The 22888-nt window shown below is 47.7% G+C and carries 14 protein-coding genes; 6 read left to right on the plus strand and 8 right to left on the minus strand.

Annotated features, from left to right (window positions below; genetic code table 11):
* Nucleotides 1–18 precede the first annotated feature (18 nt).
* The 8 genes from KTO58_RS08910 to KTO58_RS08945 form a co-directional block, all read right to left on the minus strand.
* Nucleotides 19–1110, minus strand: a complete 1092-nt coding sequence (locus KTO58_RS08910) for an efflux RND transporter periplasmic adaptor subunit (RefSeq protein WP_095841642.1) — start codon at nt 1108–1110, stop codon at nt 19–21.
* Between the two features lie 4 nt (nt 1111–1114).
* Entirely contained in the window at nt 1115–2392 is a 1278-nt protein-coding gene (locus tag KTO58_RS08915) for a TolC family protein (protein WP_095839709.1), read from the minus strand.
* 115 nt (nt 2393–2507) lie between these two features.
* Nucleotides 2508–3959 carry a sensor histidine kinase gene (locus tag KTO58_RS08920; RefSeq protein ID WP_095839708.1) on the minus strand — a complete coding sequence of 484 codons (1452 nt, stop codon included), beginning with the start codon at nt 3957–3959 and terminating at the stop codon, nt 2508–2510.
* Between the two features lie 18 nt (nt 3960–3977).
* The gene (locus KTO58_RS08925; protein WP_095841641.1) at nt 3978–4664 is read right to left on the minus strand and encodes a response regulator transcription factor; all 687 of its coding nucleotides are present in this window, start codon (nt 4662–4664) and stop codon (nt 3978–3980) included.
* Nucleotides 4665–4979: 315 nt separating this feature from the next.
* Nucleotides 4980–6356 carry an ABC transporter permease gene (locus tag KTO58_RS08930; protein ID WP_157753067.1) on the minus strand — a complete coding sequence of 459 codons (1377 nt, stop codon included), beginning with the start codon at nt 6354–6356 and terminating at the stop codon, nt 4980–4982.
* Between the two features lies 1 nt (nt 6357).
* Complete coding sequence (locus tag KTO58_RS08935; RefSeq protein ID WP_095839706.1) at nt 6358–7791, minus strand: ABC transporter permease; 1434 nt, start codon at nt 7789–7791, stop codon at nt 6358–6360.
* A gap of 13 nt (nt 7792–7804) precedes the next feature.
* Nucleotides 7805–10078, minus strand: a complete 2274-nt coding sequence (locus KTO58_RS08940; protein WP_225860149.1) for a TonB-dependent siderophore receptor — start codon at nt 10076–10078, stop codon at nt 7805–7807.
* A 20-nt stretch (nt 10079–10098) separates the two neighbouring features.
* A complete protein-coding gene (locus tag KTO58_RS08945) occupies nt 10099–10800 on the minus strand; it encodes an ABC transporter ATP-binding protein (RefSeq protein WP_095839703.1) in 702 nt (233 codons plus the stop codon).
* A 210-nt stretch (nt 10801–11010) separates the two neighbouring features.
* On the opposite strand from KTO58_RS08945, the gene KTO58_RS08950 reads away from it, so the two are divergent.
* The 6 genes from KTO58_RS08950 to KTO58_RS08975 all read left to right on the plus strand — a co-directional run bounded on the left by KTO58_RS08950 (nt 11011) and on the right by KTO58_RS08975 (nt 22885).
* Nucleotides 11011–11694, plus strand: coding sequence for a response regulator transcription factor (locus KTO58_RS08950; RefSeq protein WP_095839702.1), 684 nt, complete (start codon nt 11011–11013; stop codon nt 11692–11694).
* Complete coding sequence (locus KTO58_RS08955; RefSeq protein WP_095839701.1) at nt 11691–13028, plus strand: sensor histidine kinase; 1338 nt, start codon at nt 11691–11693, stop codon at nt 13026–13028. Before KTO58_RS08950 ends, KTO58_RS08955 begins: the two co-directional genes overlap by 4 nt.
* A 16-nt stretch (nt 13029–13044) precedes the next feature.
* Complete coding sequence (locus KTO58_RS08960; protein ID WP_095839700.1) at nt 13045–14436, plus strand: TolC family protein; 1392 nt, start codon at nt 13045–13047, stop codon at nt 14434–14436.
* 47 nt (nt 14437–14483) lie between these two features.
* On the plus strand, nt 14484–17750 hold the full coding sequence (locus KTO58_RS08965; RefSeq protein WP_095839699.1) for an efflux RND transporter permease subunit: 3267 nt from the start codon (nt 14484–14486) through the stop codon (nt 17748–17750).
* Between the two features lie 40 nt (nt 17751–17790).
* A complete protein-coding gene (locus tag KTO58_RS08970; protein ID WP_095839698.1) occupies nt 17791–18918 on the plus strand; it encodes an efflux RND transporter periplasmic adaptor subunit in 1128 nt (375 codons plus the stop codon).
* A gap of 436 nt (nt 18919–19354) precedes the next feature.
* Nucleotides 19355–22885, plus strand: coding sequence for a hypothetical protein (locus KTO58_RS08975; RefSeq protein WP_225860150.1), 3531 nt, complete (start codon nt 19355–19357; stop codon nt 22883–22885).
* Nucleotides 22886–22888: the final 3 nt, after the last annotated feature.

The following is a 22888-nucleotide window of genomic DNA, read 5'->3' on the forward strand; positions in this document are numbered from 1 at the left end:
ACAGGGGGAGTTGAGTCATTAGTTCTTTAATGCGTCATAGATCAACAACTGATTCTTCGAGATCACCTGCTCACCTGGCTTAAGACCATTGTCCAGGTAAGTCGTATCACCAGCCGTCTTCGCTACCTCCACCTGTCTTACATCTATATTGTTCTTGTCCCTGAATACCAGCACATAGTTCTTACTGTTATCAAAGATCACCGCAGAAGAAGGAATCGCTATCTTGGAATCATTGTCACGGTATTTCACATACACCGTAGCAAACATCTCCGGCTTCAGCAACATATTGTTATTGTCAATACTGATACGCACCTGCATCGTCTTCGTAGCCGGGTCCAGGAAATTGTAGATCTTATCGATCTTACCATGGAAAGTCACATCCGGATAACTGATAGTCACCACGTCCGCTTCATATCCTTCCTTCATCCTCGCTATATCCGTCTCAAATACATTCGCTACCACCCACACATCATCCAACTCAGAGATCGTGAAAATGTTGGCACTGTTGTCCGAACGGATCTCCATATTGTTATTGATGTTACGCTCGATCACATACCCCGAGATAGGCGCCGTCACCAGGTAGGTCGCTCCCTTGCCCTTCCGGTATATCTTGAACAGGTCATTCAACCGGGTGATCTCCGCATCCGTTTTCGCCAGCTCACCTTTCGCATTCACCACATCCCGCTCCGTACTCAGCCTGCTCTCAAACAGGTCCTGCGCCACTTTCAAATTCTTCTCGGCTACCGCCTTGTCAGAACGAGCCTCGGCAAGCTGCTTCTCATAATCCGCGATCTCCGCACTGTGGATCACCGCCAACACCTGACCCTTCTGCACATAATCGCCTAATTGTACTTTTATATCTTCTACATAACCACTCACCAGAGGATATACCTTCAATACCTTTCCTCCGTTAGGGGCTACTTTACCTGATAATCTTAATTCATTCAACACGGGGCGCATCGCTGCAGTATCTATATGAATAGCTTGCAGCATAGTATCGCTCAGTACGAAAGTGCTTTTCTCAGATTGCGTGGCTTCAGTACGTTTGCAACTACTGATAGCTACCGCCATCAGAAGGGAAATACCGATAATTATAAAGGGCCGTTTCATGTACTTACTTTTTGTTGAATAGTTCTTGTCCTGTTGCATAATTAAGTTCTTCGTACGCATTCATGCGATTGGCGAGGAACCGGTTGATGTTCTTAACGTGGTCACTGTAACTGTTGAAATAGTCGATAAACTGGAGCAGCGATATATTTCCTTTACTGAAGTTCTTAGCTACTTCGTCAATCAATTTGTTATACTCCTGCTGGAAATCCTCCAGTATCACACCAGGATAACGCTTCTCTATCGCACGTATCTGCTCGAAAGCATTCAACACCTCCGTCTGCGCTACACTCTGCTGCTGCTTCAACTGCTGCTCCTCAGAAGCAACCTGCAACTTGGCAGAGCGTATGTTCCCCTGATTACGGTTCCAGAACGGGAGATCTATCCCTACCTGTAAGCCTATAAAATTGTCAATATAAGTACCGTGCTTATCGTAGTTGGCGCCCACATGCAGGTTTGGCGTCGCCAACGCCTTCTGTAACTGGTAGTTGGCAGTGGCAGAAAGATATTCCGCCTGCGCCATCTTCACATCCGGACGGTTCTGTGCCGCATAGTCCAGTAACTGTTGCAGGTTCAGGCCATCCAGTGAATAACGCTCCGTATCAGATGGCTGCATCTCCGCACTGTAAAAATCCTGGGTATGTAATAATTGTTGCAGGTTCTTCTGCGATTCCAACTCCTGTTGCTTGAAATCCGCATAGTCATTCTCCAGACCTATTTGTAAAGCCTTCAGCCGGATCAGGTCCGCATGCGCTACACTACCTTTCTTATCCGCAATGGTATAAGCCTCAACAATCTCCTGTAAATTCCGGAGCTGCGTCCTTAACACCGTCTCTGTCTGTTGCTGAAAATAAAGATTGAAATAATTCTGCCGTAACTGCATCCGCAACGTACGCAGCAACTCATCAAAAGTCGCTTCACTCAAAGTAGCCTTCGTCGTCGCCAGCTGTATATTCTTGTTACGCTTGCCCGCCAACTGCACCACCTGGTCGATCGTATACTGCGTCTGACCTCCCTTCCCTATGTAAAAAGGCTTGATGTTGTTGGTACTGTTAAATCCAAAAAGCGCACTGAAAGAGGGATTGTCCCATAACTTCGCTTGCCGGATCAACGCCTTGTCTGCATCTACCTGGTAGCGCTGCGCCAGGAGCAGGTAATTCTTCACTAAAAAACTATCCTCCGCCGCCCTCATCGTAAGCGGCTGCCGCAGCTCTTGCTGTGCTGAGGCAGGTACCACAATTCCCAGACTTAAAAAGATCATTAAAATAAATTCGGTTGTTCGCATCTATCGCTTTGGTTTGATGATACAAAATTCCGACTCGCCAATTAAAGACGCCTTTAAGCCACATTAAAAACACATTAAAACTGAAGGAGATAGAAAGAGAAGCCAACAAACATTATCATAACGATGGCAAAGCAGGAGGGAAGCTGCCGCCTTGTAATATCAACGTAGAAGATCCATCACTGTCCGGCACATCCAGAGGTAACTGCGGCAATAATACCGTAAAGATCGTACCCCGGCCCTCATCCGAACTGACAGAAATATGCCCCTGGTGTATTTGCACGATCTTTTTACATATAGAAAGCCCCAAACCATGCCCGCGCACCTGCTGGGCATTATTAGCCCGGTAAAATGGCTCAAATATCTTACTCACCTCCCCAGATGGTATACCAATCCCATTATCCTGCACCTGCACCATAATATGACGGGTATAAAAATCAATCGAAACACTGGCCGTATTGTCCGCCGAAAACTTACAGGCGTTATCTAATAAATTGATAAATAATACTTTAAGTAAACTTTCGTTGCCCAGGCAAGTTACCTGCGTATCCTGCTCCGGCTCCTTCAAAAACCGCAACTCGATCTTGTAACTGCTCTTATTTTTCATCCGCACCAAATTACCCATCTCCAGCAATAACTCATCAATACGTACCGGACTGAATATCAGCTTTTGCTGCCCCAGGTCAGACTGCGCCAGCTGCAACAACCCGTTCGTCAGATCCGACAGGTTCTCCGCCTCCTCCAACACCGAATTCAACGTCTGGATATAATCATCCTTCTCCCTTTCCTTCGACAATATCACCTGTAACTGGCTGATCATAGCCGCCAATGGCGTCCTTAACTCATGAGAAGCATTACTCACAAAACTCTTCTGTAAGTCAAAAGAACTACTCAGCCGCTGCAACATCGTGTTGAAGTTCGCCCCCAACTGCGCAATCTCATCCCGCCCCTTCACCGCCACCCGCTTATCCTGCAAGTTGTTCGCATTGATACTGTCCACCTGCTGTACCAACTGATCCACCGGCTTCATCATCTTTTTCGCAAAGAAATAACCCACCGCAATCAAAATGATCACCGCCACCGCTAACTCAATGATCAATATCTGCTCCAGGCTCTGCAGGTTCTGAAACCCATACTTGTCAAAAGACGATACCAGCACAATCACCGACTGCTGCTCCTCCGTATAGAATACACCCACCACCTCCCGGCCAGCCGACTCGTTGGAATAAAATTTATACTTGACAATATGATCCAGCAAACTACGGTTCGTACGTATAGCCGTATCTTTTATATTCGAATAAAGAACATCATACTTCGTATTGTATACCAGGATAGCTTCCTTATACAGATCCTGGAACGTCGTCCGGTCCAGCTCCCGCAATAACTCCACCTTCACTATATTACCCTCCAACACCACACTGGCAATAGACCGGGCACGGTATTCCAACCGCTCCAGGTACTCCTGCTGCCGCGACTTCGCAGACAGATAATATGCCAGCGTCGCAAAGGCCACCAGCAACAATGCCGCGCTAAGCGTATAATAAAGTGCTATTTTATATTTGATCTTCACCGGGGAGAACGGCCGTTTTTATTCTTCAGAGAGATAGTAACCCATACCCGTCTTGGTATGCAGCAATTTTTGCTCAAAGTCCTTGTCGATCTTCTTTCGCAGGAAATTAATATACACCTCAATAACGTTGGTGCCCGTATCAAAATCAATATCCCACACCTTCTCCGCAATGGTGAGCTTAGATATAACACGACCCTTATGCAGCGCCAGAAACTCCAGCAACTGATACTCCTTGGCCGTCAACGCGATCTTTTTACCGGCACGCGTCACTTCCTTCTTCTCCCGGTCTATCTCGAGGTCCGATACCGCAATCTTATATTGTGTGTTCAACGGCGTGTCAGCACCAGCACGCTTTAAAAATACCCGTATCCTCGCCAGCAACTCCCGGAAATCAAATGGCTTCACCAGGTAATCATCCGCCCCCAACCCAAATGCCTGCATCTTATCCTCCATACCCCCCAATGCCGTTAACATAATAATAGGCACCCGGTTATTACTCCGCCGAACCGCCTCACAAACCTCATAACCATTGTTATGAGGAAGGTTCAGATCCAATATCAGCATATCGTATATATTACCCGTCGCCAAACTCTTACCCACACGGCCATCATATGCTACATCCACCTCAAAACCATTCTCCTCCAACCCCTTGCGGATGGCATTCGCTACCTTAACTTCGTCTTCTACAATAAGGATCTTTTGCATGATCAGCTTTAAATTCTTCCCGGGAATCAATGATCTCCCAAAGGGTAAATGTATGCCAAGATTTTCTTATTACAAGCAACGACTGCCAAACAACCAAATGCTACCCCGCCAATCATATTTATATATTTCAGATAATAATTATGTATTGTATCTGTTTAAAGATCAATTATTTATATGCATATCCCGGAAAGCCGCGTCAATAGAGGATAGGCGTTTTTCAAGTGTCTGAAAATGAATTGTTTATATGCTCACGTCCACCTATCCTATAGCTTTCCTTTAATTAAGGTATAACATTCGTATAAGCATCCCTGTATATCAACTTCCCTGCACAAACAATCGCCTGCTTCTCCTCCATCCCAAACCGCCACACACGATCGTGAACACGAACAACGATAATAAACTGCTATAAGGCAATGTCACCGCCGCAAACACCTTCGGACGAAACACCGGCATATGCAGCCAGTCCGCCTGCTCCGTCACCTGATGCCGGAAAATATATGGATAAAAGTACTCCCGCACCTCCCGGTGATAGTCCTTCACCGCCGTCAGGTAACTAATATGATCCGCCAGGTCCGTACGAGCCAGGTGATTCAACTGCTGCTGCGCATTAATAGTAGGTAGCAAATAACCAACCCGGTTTGCCCACAGCTGCCGCTGCCCCAACTTGTCAAATAGCGTCTTCGAAGAATGAACCGCCGCTTCATCCCCTTGCAGCTGCATCGCATAATACCAGGCATAAGAAAAAGTATCTTTCGAAAATGGATAATTACGGTATTGCGGATACACCTGGTAAAAACGCTCCATCGTCTCCATCACCGGACGATCCCATTTCTCATGATACCCCTGCCGCTGCGCCACCGTCGTCTCAAAAGATTCCGGAACAGGTATAGCACTGTTTAGCAACGTATTCGCCAACCCGGGCAGTAATATCGTCAGCCCTATCCAGATGCTTACCAGTATCACCGCATTCATCCCCGACGACCGCTGCCACGTGATCACCCACGCGATAATACTAAACCAGCACAACAGGTATAAAAAGAGGACCAGCCCCATATATAAAGAGGTCAAACCCACCGGCAACCCCAGCCACACATGCGCCGTAAAGAACAAAAAGACCGCCAGCACCAGCAACGTCAGAAATCGTACCGCGAGCTTCATCGCCAGCAGCCGTACCGGAGAGATAGGCATAGATCGCACGATCTTCCATACCCCCGATTCCTCCTCGCCCGACAATGTATTATAACAGAACACGATCATCACCAATGGCAACAGGAACACAAAGACAAAGGCCACATCCAGGTTGCCGGCCAGCAACGTAACCGGGTTGCTCAGATCCGTATCATACAACTGACCCTCGATCGCCAGCATCTTCACCTTCAGATGATAAGGGTTCACATCCCGCTGACCAATAGCAAAAGCCGCCCAGGGCGTCGGCGGATTCGTCGTATAGAAATACTGGTAATACAGCGGGCCTCCCACCGGCTTACCGGCATTATAGGAAATGTTCTTCGCCGTATGCTCCTGCTCAATAGTAGGTATCGCACTGATCACCGTCTCCTGGTGATCCCTCACCTGCCGCCCGTGGTACAACCCGTAACAGCCTAAAATAAATACCGATACTAATACCACCAGGATCGTCCGCCCGCGAAGGAACTGCCGGGCCTCCAATAATATAATACTCCTGTAATCCATATTAAACATGAATACGTTTTGAAACAATATTGATGAGAAGAATACCTGCCAGCACCCACCAGGCACAAGCTACCAAAGGTACCCACTGATGTCGTACAGACCACCCCGTAGTTTTAGGCTGATAAAAGAATGCCGCCTGCCGCTGCCAGTTCTTATTGCTGACCCGCTGCGTAGAATTCTGCCGCGCATCTATCTGGTGCGCATGAATGTCATTCAACCCTTGCACCATATTGAAACGATACCGCTCCGCCTCCCGCTGAAAATCGACATAGTGATGCATATCAGCAGCCGACAGGCTCATAGAGCTGATACGTACCGCCAGATAAGGGTCAAAAAAAGACAGGATACCGGCTACATCGTTCTGCCGTTGATAAGTATCGATCAGATCAGTATACGCGATATTAAATATCCGGGCCGTAATGCGCTCCCCCTCCGCCATCAGGTAACCACTGTAGTTAAAGGGTAGCTCCTTCACATCCTTCACATGATATTGTCGCAACACAGCATCCCGGAAAGCCTTAAAATGTGGGTCGTCAGGATTATGACTGTCCCCTTCTTTTTCCAGGGCAGCTTCCAGCATATGCTCAAAAGCGATCTTATCCGGCGCCTGGTAAAGATTGGACCCTGCCGTCTGCGCCGCCTTCGGCACTATGATGAAAAAGGTGATCCAACACACCAGCAGCGTCAGTAACGCGCCTCGGGCACTCCGGCTGATCGCAGATAGGAGCACCGTGATCCAGGCACAGATTACAAAGTAAGCGGCGTATACTAAAAGCAGTAGTAGCATCCGTAACCAGGTATCCGCACTCACAGTACCCTGGTATAATAATAACCAGCCGCCCATCGTCACGATGACCACCGGTCCGAACAATGCCAATGTCACCGCCGCAATACCGAGCGTCTTGCCAGTCAGCAGCTCCGTAAAACTAACACCCTGGCTGATCAGCAGCTTCAATACCTGGCTCTCGCGTAAAGCCGCCACCGTACCAAAGCCGATGAAAAAGATAAACAACGGCACCAGCAACTGCAACACCATCGCTATGTTCAATTCCCCGAAACGAAGCATACCGTTCGAAAAACCAGCCTCGCTCATATTCACCGTATTCTGACGGTGCGCCTCCAAGAACAAAGCATTACCGGCGAAAGAAGACAAACCGGGATCAAAAAAGGAGAGGGGCGACCGGTCCCTGAATACCAGGTAACCATAATGCGCCACCCGGTGCGGATGCCGGTCCGGCTGGTTCATCCACTGATGTTGTACCTCTGCCTGGTATTGCTTTCGCTGCTGCTGATATTGCCGTTGCTGCTGCCAGCCTATACCCGTTGCCGTTAGCAAGATAGCCGCCAGCACACCAAATAGTATCAGCGCCGTCCTGTTCCGGAAAATAAGCTGCCACTCCTGTACAGCAATGATCCTGATCGTCGAAAAATGCATGTCGTGAACAGATTTAGAATTGATAGGTGACGTTTACCTGCACATTCCTCGGCTCCCCGGGAAACAGCTGGAAGAAACTATACGCACCTGTCCAATAGGTTTTATTAAATAGATTATTGACATTCACCGCCACCTGTATACCCTTGACCTTATAATAGATCGCCGCATCTACCACCGTATAACCGGGTATCAGGAAAGCTCGGCTTAACCAGGGAATACGCTCGCCGCGATATTGCATCCCCGCACCCAACCCGAGTCCTTTAATGACCGCACTGCGGAAATCATATCGCGTCCACAGGCTACCACTATTCCAAGGGGTGTTCTCCTTGCGCAAACCAATATTCTGCTGCTTGATGTCATCGGTGATCCGCGCATCCGTATAAGCATACCCGGCCATCACCTGCCATCCGGGCAAAATACGCCCGCTCACTTCTACCTCCAGCCCATGGCTACCCTCAGCGCCACGCTGCGCCAACGCGGGCTTATCCAACCCGGTATATACCAGGATATTCCGCGAGCGCACATCGTAATACGCCATGCTGGCTTTCAACAGGCCGCCCAGCCACTCCGTTTTAATACCTCCCTCCCGCATATCCGTGATCAACGGATCAAAAGGACCGCCGGCATTAGGTTGTACCAGGCTGGACGCCGTCTGCGGATTATATCCTTGTATATAGGTCACATACGTATTGATATGCTCATTAACCGCATAACTCAATCCCATACGTCCGATCAGCTTATGCTGATTCACTCGCTGCTCCTGCGGCAATTGATGATTCAGCACATCCTGGTACCACTCCTGCCGCAAACCGGCCGTCAGTATGAATCCCCGGAAGTACAACTGGTCCTGTACATAGATCGCGTTCACCTGGTATTTCGATGGCGCAAACTCCTCCCGCAAATACAGGAAATCACCTTCATTCCGCAACAGGTATTGCGGATCAGCTAGATTGAAATAGGGCACATTCGGTACCGGCACCCGCTTACCGTCAATAGTGGTATACTGGTATTGAGATGGTTTGGACGGATCATAATTGCTGATAAAACCAGTATTGTCAGCATTACGGTACCCCTTCGCCGTATTCTGTGTATTACCCCTCGGCTTCGTCAGCGACAGGTAATCATACCCGGCTACGATCTTATGCAATACCGGCCCCGTCTTCCAGTCAATATTGAAATACGCGGTAATATTGTCCGTCGTCCATCGCTGCAACCGCTGGAAGATCTGCATCGCCGCCAGCGTAGGTATCGCCTTGCCGGCACTATCTACCGCAAAGGCATTATTCGTGCGGTGCTCGAAAAGATCCTCCCGCCATACCTGCTTCATATAAGACAGGGTAAATCCAATATGAGAAGAAAAACGGTGCGTGAAATTGCCGAAGAACTTAATATCCTGCTGCACATTACGATCATTAGGCATACTCATGGAATAGTTGATCGGCGTAGTGGTCAGCGGCGTCTTGCCATCTACCGCTCCAAAAATTGGCTGCCCCCGGTCCAGCCGCGACTGGTCCCTGCCCACCACCAGCTCCACATTCACCTGGCTCTTCTCGTTAATGATATAGGTCATAGAGGGCGCCAGCAAAAAGGCCTTCCGGTAGATCAGGTTACGGAAACTCTGCGCATCTTCATACCCAATGTTCAATCGGTATAATAGCGTCTTTTGTTTATTCAAAGGGCCCGTAAGGTCCACCGCCGCCCGGTAAGTGTCAAAGCTACCGGTGCCCAAACTCACCTGACGCCGGGCTTCCGCCAACGGCTTCTTCGTCACCATATTGATACTCCCACCAGGATCAGCATTGGATATAGTCGCACTGGCAGGCCCCTTGATCACCTCTATCCGCTCTATATTATTGGTCAGCGGCTGGTTGAATAAATATTGAGAAGTACGCATCCCATTATAAATACGCGTCTCCTCATTCCGCGTCAACCCACGGATCGCATAATGACTATAAAAACTCACCGGACTTACACCGTTGATATATTTGATCGCATCGCCAGCCCGGAATGCCTGCCTGTCGGCAATGAACTCCTTCGTGACCGTACTGATACTTTGCGGAATATCCTTGTTCAATACACCGATCTTAGTCACAGAAAAAGAATAGTCGCTGTTGTACTGTTTAGACGTACGGCCTACCACCTCCACACGCTGCAATTGACGTCGCGATGCCGCAGTAGTAAGTATGCTGGTATCCCGCCGGGTCAACGTATCCCCAGCAGGCAATAGCTGTGCTGTGACGCCCGGGCACGACAATAACAGGCAGCCCGTAAGCGCTGATAATTTCATATCGTATATAGTTGATTGGATTAAATAGTCTCCAGATAGAGCTGTTGTAATTCGTCCGCCGTGATAGCAGACGTAGCCACCGTATGCACCAGTATCCCTTGTTTCATAATGCCGATCTGCGTACCGGCATTAACAGCATTGAATATATCATGCGTCGCCATAAAGATCGTCTTACCAGCCGCCGCCAGCTCCTTGCATATCCGCGTGAACTCCGCCGTCGCCTTAGGATCTAATCCACTCGTAGGCTCGTCCATTAATATCACTTCCGCATGTTTCGCCAGCGCAATCGCAATACCCACCTTCTGACGCATCCCCTTCGAATAAGTACCCAACCGATGCTCATGCGCCTCCTCCTGCAATCCCACTTCCCGCAAAAAAACCGACAACTCTGCTGGCTTATACCGGTAACCGGCCAGGCTACTGAAAAAACGCAGGTTCTCCATTCCGCTCAGATTGTCGTACAACTGCACCACCTCCGGGATATAAGCCACCGCCTTCCGCACCGCTGGATCATCCGGCCTTACTTCCTGCCCGTTAATATGCACCGTACCACTACTGGGTCGCGTAAAACCAGATAACAGGTTGATCGTCGTCGTCTTGCCGGCCCCATTCTGCCCTAGCAAACAATAAACCGTCCCCCTGCTAATGCTTAAGTTCAATTGATACAATGAAGTATGCGTACCGTATCGTTTCGTTAGATCGGTGGTCTGTATGCTGATCATGTGTCTAAGGTAATTATTTGCAATATTGTTGCAAATAATCCGATTTTGCAACTAAAACAGGAAATAAATTTCTGACCAAAACTTTACAGGGCAATCCCGCAATAGGAGAGGAGCCACACCATACCCGCCACTACAAGCGATATACCGCCCCGGGCCGTCACAGGAAGGACTTCAAAATTGCTTCAGATTTATAAATAAATTTGCATCGGTATGAAAGTGCTTTTGATTGAAGACAATGAAGAGCTGGCCAGCAGCATCCACGACTTCCTGGCCAGGGAAGGCTATATCTGTGAAGTAAGCTATAATATTACCGACGCCCAGGACCGCCTCGTGTCCTTTCAGTATGATTGTATCCTGCTGGATATCATGCTGCCTGATGGCAACGGCCTCCACTTGCTGTCCTTCATCCGTAAAGAGAACATCCAAAGCAGTATACTCATCATTTCCGCTAAAAACTCCCTCGACGATAAGATCATGGGCCTCGACGAAGGCGCCGATGACTACCTCACCAAACCTTTTCACCTCCCGGAACTACATGCCCGCCTCAAAGCCATCTACCGCCGGAAGAAACTCAATGGAAGCAATATCATCATATTTAATGAGATATGCCTCAACACAGATACCCTCGAAGCCACCGTCAACGACCAGCTCCTGGATATCACCCGTAAAGAGTTTGAACTACTCCTATACTTTGTAGTAAACAAAAACAGGGTGCTCTCCCGCCAGTCCATCGCCGCACATTTGTGGGGCGATTATACAGATAACTTGTCTAACTTTGACTTCGTATACCAACATGTAAAAAACATCCGCAAGAAGATAAGTGCAGCACAGGGTACAGATTATATCAGTACAGTATACGGCCTGGGCTATAAATTTAATACTTCCAAACAATGAAGTTAGTAGACCGCTTTACACTGTGGTACCTCGGGATCAATGTCATCCTGATTCCGGTATGCAGTGTGATCACCTATTATAATATTAAACACCAGGCTGACAATGGCGCCATCGAAAAACTAAGAGCCATTAATAATAAAGTAGCCTCCCAAGTACAAAGAGGCGTACAGCCTTCCCCATATATTCATGGCGTAGCCATCGCAGTTATTCCCTTGTCATCTCCCTTGCCCGAGAAGACAGAAGAAGTACAACAACGTGAGATCGAAGAAGATCCCGAATTAAAACAAGCCGATACCCAGCTGCTCCTCACCAATCACTATAAGATCAACGGACAGCACTATCAGCTCACCGCCACCGACCACGTACTGCGACCACAACAACTCAGGGCAGGTCTACTGTACTCCATCCTCTGGAAACTGGTACTGCTCGTATTCGCCGTCGGCATCACCGCAAGGCTCGTGTCTAAATATATATTGGCATCCTTTCATCACACCATGAGCCGCATCCAGCAGTTTAGCCTCAAAAACAAACAAAAACTGACGCTGTCTGCCACCAACACCGAAGAGTTTAAGGAACTGAACTGTTTCCTCACCCGCATGACCGACAAGGCCATCGAAGACTACGCATCCCTCAAAGAGTTTACAGAAAATGCTTCCCACGAACTTCAGACACCCTTATCCGTCATCCGCAGTAAACTCGACCTCCTCTCCGAATCAGAGATTCATGGCCAACAAGCCAAACTGATAGGAGACATGCAAAACGCCGTCGAAAAACTATCCCGTATCCATAGGGCATTAGCCTTATTGACACGCCTGGAAAACCAGGAATATGATAAACGGGAAGAAGTAGGCTTCGGCAAATGTATGATGGAAACACTGGCAACCTTTCGCGACCTTATACATCTCAAAGATATCCAGGTCAAAAGCTATATTCAACCGGTGAAAGTAAAAATGCATCCCGCACTCGTAGATATCCTCGTGAGCAACCTGGTAAGCAATGCCATTCGTCATAATATGAGAGGTGGCTATATCGCCATCACACTCAACGACGAACAACTCGAGATCAGCAACACCGGCAGACCCCCCGAAGTACCCACCCAGGAACTGTTCCGCCGCTTTAAGAAAAGCAATCAATGCAACGACTCCATTGGCATAGGATTGGCCATCGTTAAACAAATATGCGACTCCAGTCACTTCGATATCCAATATGAATACGTTGCCACTCATCACATAATTAGAGTAAAATTTCCTACCGAGGAGCCTTCTTCAAAATTGCTTCAAAATGATGCGCTCATTTTGCGTGAGAATCCAGTTGTAGTAACTGGCATGCAATAACGCTCATTTATTTACGATGTTTACAAATCACCCGCTACGCCTGTGCGTACTGGCAGTCTGCTGCCTATGCAGCAGTAGTGCCGGAGCGCAGGTGCTGACGTTGAAAGATGCTGTCCAAACAGCATTGAACAATTACGGAACCATTAAAGCAAAGGCTTATTACCTACAATCCTCGCAAGCCTCAGTAAAACAAGCCCAAAGAGAATACTTGCCTAACGTAAATATCTCTGGCCAACAAGACTATGGTACTGTGAACGGCCAAAACGGCCCCCTCTACGGATTGAATGGTTTAAGCGTAGCCTCCTCCGGCTTACCCTTGCCCAAACAAAACTGGAACGCCGCATTCGGCGCCTCCTACCTGGCCAACATCAACTGGGACTTTTTCGCATTCGGCCGCGCAAAAGAAAGGATAAAGACCGCCCAGGCCACCGCCTTCCAAAATGAAAAAGACTACCAGCAGGAACAGTTCCGCCAAGGCGTAAAAGTCGCCGGCGCCTACCTCAACCTGCTCGCCGCACAACGCCTCACCCGATCCTGGGAACGCAACCTCGAACGGGCTGATACCTTCCGCGCCGTAGTCGTAAGAAGAGTAAAGAACGGCCTGATCGCCGGCGTAGACTCCTCCCTCGCAAATGCAGAAGTGTCCAACGCCCGCATCACCCTCACCAAAGCCAGAGACCTCGAACAAGAACAGGCCAACCAACTGGCCCAACTCATGGGTGTACCCGCACAAACCTTCCAGTTAGATACCCTCTTCCTGACAAGAATACCGTCCGTACTCACAGACACCGCCAACATGGCCGATCACCCGATACTCAACTTCTACAAAAGCCGTATTGCTCTCAGCGATGAACAACAACGTTACATCCGCACCTTACAATACCCGGCGTTTTCACTGTTCTCCGTCTATCAGACCCGTGGCTCAGGATTCAGCTCCTCCTACGCCCAGGACCAGACCGCCTTCAACCACGACTACTGGGAAGGGATCAAACCCAGCCGCAGTAACTACCTCGTCGGTATCGGCGTCACCTGGAACCTCACAGGCATACTCCGCATCCACCAGCAAAGCAGCGCACAAGGCTTCACCTCCAAAGGCCTCCAGGAAGAATACGGCCTGATAGATCAGCAACTCAAAGCACAAACCGTACTGGCCGATACCAAAATGAAAAATGCATTGGATAACTACCATGAAGCACCCGTACAAGTGAAAGCCGCCGGAGATGCCTACCTGCAAAAGACCGTATTGTACAAAAACGGATTGTCCAACCTGGTAGAAGTCACGCAGGCACTCTATACCGTCAGCCGCGCCGAAACGGATCGCGATATCGCCTACAGCAACGTATGGCAGGCCTTACTGCTGAAAGCCGCCGCCGTAGGCAACTTTGATCTGTTTATGCGGGAATTTTAAGGCCACGCCTTCCGCATCAGCATTTTTGGAAATTCTAAACCGCAACAATGGGACTTATTAAAAGCGCACTGAACAAACCTATCACCATCCTCGTACTGGTGGCCGGATTGTTCTTCTTCGGTATCAAAGCCGTAAGGGAAATCAAGATCGACATCTTTCCAAAATTAGACCTCCCCGTAATGTACATCGCCCACCCCTTTGGTGGATATACCCCCGCTCAAATGGAGGCGTACTTCGGTAAACAATATGTCAACATCCTCCTCTATGTTAATGGTCTGAAAAGCATAGAGACCAAAAATATTCAGGGCCTCACTCTGATGAAGCTCAACTTCTATCCGGGTACTAACATGGCACAAGCCGCGGCGGAACTGACTGCCTTCACCAACAGGATACAGGCCATCTTCCCGCCCGGCTCGCAGCCCCCGTTCATCATCCGATTCGATGCCTCCACATTGCCCATCGGTGAACTCGTCGTAAGCAGCCCCACCAAAACAAACAACCAGCTGCTCGACCTCGCCAACACCTACGTAAGAGCATCGTTCACTTCCATCCCCGGTCTCGTTGCTCCTCCGCCATTCGGTGGTAACGTCCGCACCGTCGTGATCAAAGCAGACCCGGAACTCATGCGCTCCCACCAGCTCACACCCGACCAGCTGGTAGAAGCCCTGCGCATCAACAACCAAACCGCACCGGCAGGTAACGTACGCATCGGCGACAAAAACTACCTGACACCGACCAACACCTCCATGCATACCATCAAAGACTTCGAAAATATTCCCATCTTCAAAGGGGGCGTACAAAACCTCTACATGAGAGACGTCGCTACCGTAGAAGATGGCGCCGATATCTCCGTAGGTTACGCCTTGGTAAAAGGTAAACGCTCCGTATACCTCAACATCGCCAAATCCGCCGATGCCTCCACCTGGGAAGTAGTACAAAACCTGAAGAAGTCATTACCCAAACTACAAGCACAGCTGCCCGAAGATGTTCAGCTGACCTACGAATTCGACCAGTCCACCTACGTGATCAATGCCGTAAAAAGCCTGCTGAGCGAAGGTGCCATCGGCGCCATCCTCACCGGTCTCATGGTGTTGATATTCCTCGGCGACGCCAGAGGCGCTCTCATCGTGATCCTCACCATCCCCACCTCCATCATCTCCGGCGTACTGTTCCTCAACCTCTTCGGTCAGACCATCAACATCATGACCCTCAGCGGTCTCGCACTAGCCATCGGTATCCTTGTGGATGAAAGCACCGTGACCATAGAAAATATTCACCAGCACATGGATATGGGCAAGCCCAAAGCCCTCGCCATATGGGATGCCTGTAAAGAGATCGCATTGCCAAAACTGCTCATCCTCTTCTGCATCCTGGCAGTGTTCGCACCGGCATTCACCATGAAAGGCATACCAGGATCACTCTTCCTGCCACTCGCTATGGCCATCGCCTTCTCCATGGTCACTTCCTACTTCCTGTCTCAGACCTTCGTACCCGTAATGGCCAACTGGGTAATGAAAAGCCATCATAAAGGTGGTCACGCCCTACCCGCCATCGCCGCAAGCGAAGGAGATACCTGGGATCAGAAAAAAGCACTGGTAGAAAGAGCAGATAGTAACAACGATGGTAAGATCAGCCGCTTCGAGAAATTCCGTAACAGATTCATGCGCTTCCTCGATCGCCTGTTTCCTTACCGCACCATCGTAGGAGTACTCTACCTGGTGATCATCAGCGGACTGGCAGTATGGATGCTATCCAGCATTGGCCGCGATGTATTACCTAAAGTAAATGGTAAACAATTCCAGCTACGTATGCGCGCCCCCGAAGGCACCCGTATGGAACGCACGGAAGAAAAAACCATCGCCGCCACCCACGCCATAGAATCTATCGTGGGTAAAGAAAATATCTCCATCACCTCCGCCTACGTCGGTCAACATCCTTCCTTGTTCTCCACCAGCCCGCTATACCTCTTTATGGCAGGCCCACACGAATCTGTGCTGCAAGTCAGCCTCAAGGAAGACTATCATACTAACCTGGAACAACTCAAGGAAAACATCCGCAACAAACTCAAACAACAGCTGCCGGATGTACTCGTGTCCTTCGAACCGATCGAACTAACCGATAAAGTATTGAGCCAGGGCTCACCAACACCGGTAGAAGTACGTATCTCCGGTCGTAATAAAAAACTGAACGAAGAATACGCCGCCAAAGTGATCGACAAACTGAAACAGATCTCTTACCTGCGCGATGTACAGCTTTCACAGTCTAATAAATATCCGGCTATCAATGTAGAGGTAGACAGAACAAGGGCCGCACAGCTGGGCGTAGACATGTCGGATGTGTCCCGCTCTCTTATCGCCTCCACATCCTCTTCCCGTTATACCGAAAAGAACGTATGGATCGACGAACGCATCGGCCTGAGCTACAACGTACAGGTACAGGTGCCTGAAAGCAAAATGAAATCCATCAACGATATAGGAGAGATACCCGTACTGAGAAACGGCTCCCGCCCGGTACTGAGTGATGTAGCAACCCTCACACCCACGACCACCTACGGTCAGACAGACAACCTCGGTGCATTATCCATGTTGTCCGTTACCGCCAACCTGAACGATAAAGACCTCGGCGCCGCCTCCGAAGATGTACGTAAAGCCGTCGCTTCATTAGGAGAACTCCCCCGTGGTGTGTTCATCGAGCCTATCGGTATGATCAACACCCTCGATGAAACATTGGATAGCCTGCAATCAGGACTGCTCGTAGCGATTATCGTGATCTTCCTTATGCTGGCGGCCAACTTCCAGTCCTTTAAGGTGTCCCTGGTCGTACTGACCTCCGTACCTGCGGTACTGCTTGGCTCCCTGCTACTGCTCGTTGCGACCGGTTCTACGCTGAACCTCCAGTCATATATGGGTATCATCATGTCCGTTGGAGTATCCATCTCGAATGCGGTACTGCTCATCACCAATGCAGAACACCTCCGCCGCCACAACGGCGATGCGATCGCCTCCGCAAAAGAAGCGGCAGCATTACGTCTCCGTCCCATCCTCATGACCAGCCTCGCCATGGTGGCCGGTATGATACCTATGGCGGCCGGCCTCGGCGAAGGTGGTGACCAGGCATCTCCGCTGGGAAGAGCAGTGATAGGAGGCCTGATAGCCTCTACGTTCGCAACACTCTTCATCCTGCCGCTCGTATTCGCATGGATACAAAAGAAAACCTCTACCGCCTCCGTATCACTGTATCCGGGCAACAAAGAGAGCAAGTTCTATGCAGAATCACAGCAATACCTGAATAACAATGAGCAACAGGAAGGATAGCGCATTAAATATTAATTTTGAATCTTTATATCATCGTAGTATGAATACAATAAATCTTCGCACTGGTGTAAGCCCGCTGTGGCTGGGTCTGTTGGCCGCCGCTGTTACCCTCAACAGCTGTGGTACCTCCGAAAGCAAATCAAAAAGTGAAACGACAGCCGCCGCACCGGCAGCCCTCCCGGCCTTCTCCCTGCAGAAAGGACAGCTTTCTTCCTCCTTACGTATACCCGGAGAGCTCATCGCTTTCCAACAGGTTGATATATATGCAAAAGTGAACAGCTTTGTAAAAAAGCTCTATGTAGATGTAGGCTCCCAGGTGAGCGCCGGCCAGCTGCTCGCTTCTATGGAAGCTCCGGAAATCAATTCACAACTCTCCGGCGCAGAATCCCGCCTGAAATCACAGGAGGCCATCTACCTGGCCAGCAAAGCTAACTACGATCGTCTGTACGAAACCAGCCTGACACCAGGTACCGTATCTCAGAACGATCTGGACCTCGCACTGGCCCGTCAGAAATCCGATTACGCACAGCTGCAGGCTGCCAAAGCCGCTCATAAAGAGATCGGCGACAACAGGAACTACCTGGAGATTCGCGCACCATTCAGCGGCATCATCAGCCAGAAGAATGTCAGCGCCGGTGCCTATGTAGGCCCCGCCGGTAAAGGCTCCGAGTTCCCGCTGTTCACCTTGCAGGAACAAAAGAAACTCCGTCTGGTAGTATCCGTTCCGGAAGCTTATACCAGCTACCTGAACAACAACAGCGAGGTCACATTCACCGTGAAGTCACTACCGGAACATCCGTTCACCGCCAAAGTGAGCCGTCTCGCCGGTGCACTCGATGGCCGCCTCCGCTCCCAAAGGATCGAAATGGACGTGATCAACGACGGTAAACTCCTGCTGCCAGGCATGGTCGCTGAAGTACAGATACCCCTTGCCGGTAGCGACAGTACCTTCGTGATCCCCAGCACAGCCGTAGTAACCACGGCCGAAAAGACAATGGTCATCCGTGTCAACAATCAGAAAGCGGAGTGGGTGGAAGTGAAAAAAGGCCGCGATGCGGAAGGCAAAACAGAGATATTCGGCCCACTGAACAGCGGCGATATCCTGCTGGAAACTGCCAATGAAGAAGTCCGTAATGGCGCCGACCTTAAACAGGTGAAGCTCAAATAAAAGGTTCGTTATTGTGTCTTGTTATAATTTACGCCGTATGCTGGTTACAGCATGCGGCGTTTTTCATATTTCTATAAGGAGATTTGCCGGAAATATGAATTGTAAAAGTCGTAAGACTATATCTATTATATGCCTGCGATCTATCGTGGGCTACGAACAACGGCGTGACAAACAAGCCATCCTATTCCCCTAAATTGTTGTTGCTTTGCTAGAAAAGTATTTTATTTGCCCCGGTTTTTCAGCGTTATGCGTTATAAGATTTTTACTTAATACCTATATTTTTAACAACGCAGATACAATGTTAAATGCTAAGTCAACTTTGTCTTGTTATAATCTCACCTGTACAGGTGAGAAATATGATGATATCTAATGTTGATATTAGAAGGTTTACCTGTGAATAGTTACAAAATTAGAACCACCGCTATTTAAAATATCTATGAATAATTGTCTACAAAGATGGGGAGTAATCCTTTTCTTCACTTTGACTGTATTGTTGGCACGTGTACAAGCACAGTCTCCTTATGCCGCTAATAAAATAATTCCTCCTACACCGACAGCGGCCTCAATAGGTACTTATGGCAACCTGAAAGTAGGTACTTATACAGGAGTTCCCGTGATTAATATTCCTATTTATGAGATCAAGTCAAGGGATAACAGTCTCAGTATCCAGTTGGACTATAGTGCTACGGGCGTTAAAGTAGCACAGGAAGCCGGTTGGGCGGGTCTCGGATGGAATTTGTCGGCTGGTGGAGCCATCACACGTATCGTAAGAGGGATACCGGATTTTACAAAAACGAACAATGCCGGCTACTATTATGCTTCCCGTTTTCCCCCCAGCGTTTACCAGGAACCTATTCCATTAGGGCCCAACCCTACCGGTGAGAGAGCCTATTTTGACGCTATTTCAAGAGGGGAGGTAGATGGAGAACCAGATATCTTTAACTATAATTTCGGGCCATTTTCTGGCAGTTTTGTCTTAGGCAAACGAATAGATGGCGGACCAGTTTATCTCAACGAACAGAATAACCTGGAAATCAAGTACCAGGAGGGGACCTGGGTGATAAAAGATGGAAACGGTTATTCCTATTATTTTTCTTCTGCTGAATATAGTAAAGATTACTATTCTACGTCATTATATAGTGAGGTCCCGGATAATGCAGATCTTAGCTATTTCATTGCTGATGTGCAAAAAGATGATATAACTACGGCATGGTACCTTGATTCTATTGTCTCAGCCGCAGGCAATACGATGAAATTCGAGTATATTAAGTCCGAAAGCCTTAGTCGGGTTGGTAAAAATGAATCAGTTTACTATACTTATCCGCAATGGGATTGTACGGCAGGCTCCCTTTCTCCACCGCCTATGCAATGGACATACGCCGCCTCCCGTCAATTAAATACTGACATATACCTTAAGAAAATAACGTTTGATAACGGTCAGATTGAGTTTGAGACAGCTCCAAGGGACGATATTGAGGCCAGGACTGCTGACAAACGTCCGCAGCGATTAACCGCTATCACGGCGAAAGATAGGAACGGGTTATTGTTGAAGAAATTTCAGTTCTATCATAGCTACTTTAATCAGGACAATTTCAATGCTCTGGAAAAGAGACTAAGGCTGGATTCCGTGGTTGAGATTGGTCAGGGGAATTTACGTAAACCAGCATATGTACTTAACTATTTTGGAAATACGCTGCCTTCAAAAGTAAGTAAGGCAATAGATCACTGGGGATTCTATAACGGAAATACTTCTAATTCGACCCTAATACCTAAAGTATTCCAAGCTACTAGTGGCGCAGTACGAACGCCTGCAAAAGACTCTAGTTTAGTTTTGCCTGGCACCTTAACATGGGTCAAATATCCAACCGGAGGTAGTACAAACTTTGAATACGAATTAAATGAATATGGTAATCTAATTCTTGATGATGCATATGATGTGATTTCTAAATTTCAGATCATTAGGGCTAATCCTGTTGACCATTATGATCAGGTAACAAAATTCGAATTGTTGGAGACAGATATCCCATCCGACGATCCCTATGCACTTGTACCACTTAAATTGAACTACGGATATTCCGAAATAAACTGTCAAACCTGTGAATTGAGATTTACACAGAAATCGTTTGTTGCAATCCGGAATAGTAAAGGTGCCATAGTGAAATCTTATAATTCCGAAATGAAGCAAGGAGGGATAAATGAGATCGTTGAAGTTAGGTTACCTCCAGGGAAATATCAGCTGGAATTATCCTATACGCAGGAATATTCGATGTTCGCTTCAGTAGGCTGGGAGTCCAAGGTAAAAGTAGACAGTAGAAAAGGCGGCGGAATTCGTATTAAGTCAATTACTGACAGTACAGTGGAAGGTATTTCTTTTGTTAAAAAATACGATTATACAGATGCTGGAAAATCCTCCGGCAAACTACTGACTCCTTTCAGATACTCGGGGTTCTATACGATGGTTAACAATGGCTATCATCAAGGAGGACCGGAACCTCGTTGTTCTTATTATGGTTTATATGGATATGCAACTTCAACGACACAATACCCCCAGGGTCTTGGTGCATCGGGAGGTATAGTGGGGTATAGCAAAGTGACAGAAATCTTAGGTGCAATCGGTCAAGGTGGTAAGACAGAGTTTCAATATATCAATGTAGGGGGTCTTTCAAGTGATGTTAACTATCCTGGAATGCCGTTTCGGAGAAATAGCACTGACGGCCGCCCTATACAAATATTAACTTATGATAAGGACGGAAATATCCTGAAGAAAATTAATTACTCCTATAATATTGAGAACACAGCAAAAATGGTCGGAGTAGTACTGAATAGTATTCCCCGTTCAATGCAGGAAGACTTTGCTGTTAAAAGGTATGATAACTATTCAGAATGGGTGACTCAAGCATGGGAAGAAACAACACAATACGCTTCAACAGGCACAATTGTGAGCAAAAAGACATCTAATTATGGAAATATCGATCATAAACAGGTTACCAGGGAAGAAACTGAAATGAGTGATGGTAGTCTAACCATTAATAGATATAAATACCCGAGTGATTTTACAGATGCAGCAGATGTATCATTCGTCAGACAAATGAAGAATAGACATATCATTGAACCAGCAATAGAACAAAGTAGCTTGGTGATTAGAAATGGTAATAAGAAATTAGTCGACGGACAATTTACCACCTTTGTGCCAGTTAATAATGTTTATAAACCAGCGCTGATTTATAAAACACGGATTGAAACACCGCTGACCGATACGAGTACTTCTAATATAACTGCCGCTAATCAACTAATACTAAATAGCGCATATACACCTGAACTTTATTTTGACAATTATGACCTGATAGGCAACCTTCAGCAAGTACATAAAGCAAACGGAGGCCCAGAGGCATATCTGTATGACTATAATATGGATCTCCCTATTGCACATGCTCTAAATGCAAACGTTACGGATATAGCTTATACGTCGTTTGAAGCAGATGGATCTGGGAACTGGAATATCACAGGAGGAGCTCGTCTCACTGAAGGAATGACAGGTACTCAGTCTTTCAATCTAAGTGGTGGTAATATCGTCAAAAATAATTTACTTGTTAGCAAAAATTATTATTTGTCTTATTGGAGTAAAAATGGACCGTTGAATATATCTGGTGCAAGTAACAAGACAGAAGCGGGAAGTACAGCCAAAGGATTCACCTTCTACAAGCACAAGCTAACAAATTTGAGTAATGGTACTATCACTATAACAGGAGCCGCCGTGATTGATGAATTGAAATTATATCCTGTTGATAGTAAAATGACGACTTACACACATATACCACTTATTGGTATCACAAGCGAGATTAGTGAAAATGGGATAATTATGACCTATGAATATGATGCCTTTAACCGCTTAAGACTAATCAGGGATCAAACCGGTCAGATATTAAAACTAATTGACTATCAAATACAGGTGCCAGTACAACAATAAACC

The organism is Chitinophaga pendula, from assembly GCF_020386615.1.
Lineage (GTDB): Bacteria > Bacteroidota > Bacteroidia > Chitinophagales > Chitinophagaceae > Chitinophaga > Chitinophaga pendula.

Coding starts and splice junctions, on each gene's coding strand:
- KTO58_RS08950 (WP_095839702.1), top strand. CDS start 11,011: ATGAAAGTGCTTTTGATTGAAGACAATGAAGAGCTGGCCAGCAGCATC.
- KTO58_RS08940 (WP_225860149.1), bottom strand. CDS start 10,078: ATGAAATTATCAGCGCTTACGGGCTGCCTGTTATTGTCGTGCCCGGGC.
- KTO58_RS08935 (WP_095839706.1), bottom strand. CDS start 7,791: ATGCATTTTTCGACGATCAGGATCATTGCTGTACAGGAGTGGCAGCTT.
- KTO58_RS08975 (WP_225860150.1), top strand. CDS start 19,355: ATGAATAATTGTCTACAAAGATGGGGAGTAATCCTTTTCTTCACTTTG.
- KTO58_RS08925 (WP_095841641.1), bottom strand. CDS start 4,664: ATGCAAAAGATCCTTATTGTAGAAGACGAAGTTAAGGTAGCGAATGCC.
- KTO58_RS08955 (WP_095839701.1), top strand. CDS start 11,691: ATGAAGTTAGTAGACCGCTTTACACTGTGGTACCTCGGGATCAATGTC.
- KTO58_RS08965 (WP_095839699.1), top strand. CDS start 14,484: ATGGGACTTATTAAAAGCGCACTGAACAAACCTATCACCATCCTCGTA.
- KTO58_RS08970 (WP_095839698.1), top strand. CDS start 17,791: ATGAATACAATAAATCTTCGCACTGGTGTAAGCCCGCTGTGGCTGGGT.
- KTO58_RS08945 (WP_095839703.1), bottom strand. CDS start 10,800: ATGATCAGCATACAGACCACCGATCTAACGAAACGATACGGTACGCAT.
- KTO58_RS08930 (WP_157753067.1), bottom strand. CDS start 6,356: ATGGATTACAGGAGTATTATATTATTGGAGGCCCGGCAGTTCCTTCGC.
- KTO58_RS08960 (WP_095839700.1), top strand. CDS start 13,045: ATGTTTACAAATCACCCGCTACGCCTGTGCGTACTGGCAGTCTGCTGC.
- KTO58_RS08910 (WP_095841642.1), bottom strand. CDS start 1,110: ATGAAACGGCCCTTTATAATTATCGGTATTTCCCTTCTGATGGCGGTA.
- KTO58_RS08915 (WP_095839709.1), bottom strand. CDS start 2,392: ATGCGAACAACCGAATTTATTTTAATGATCTTTTTAAGTCTGGGAATT.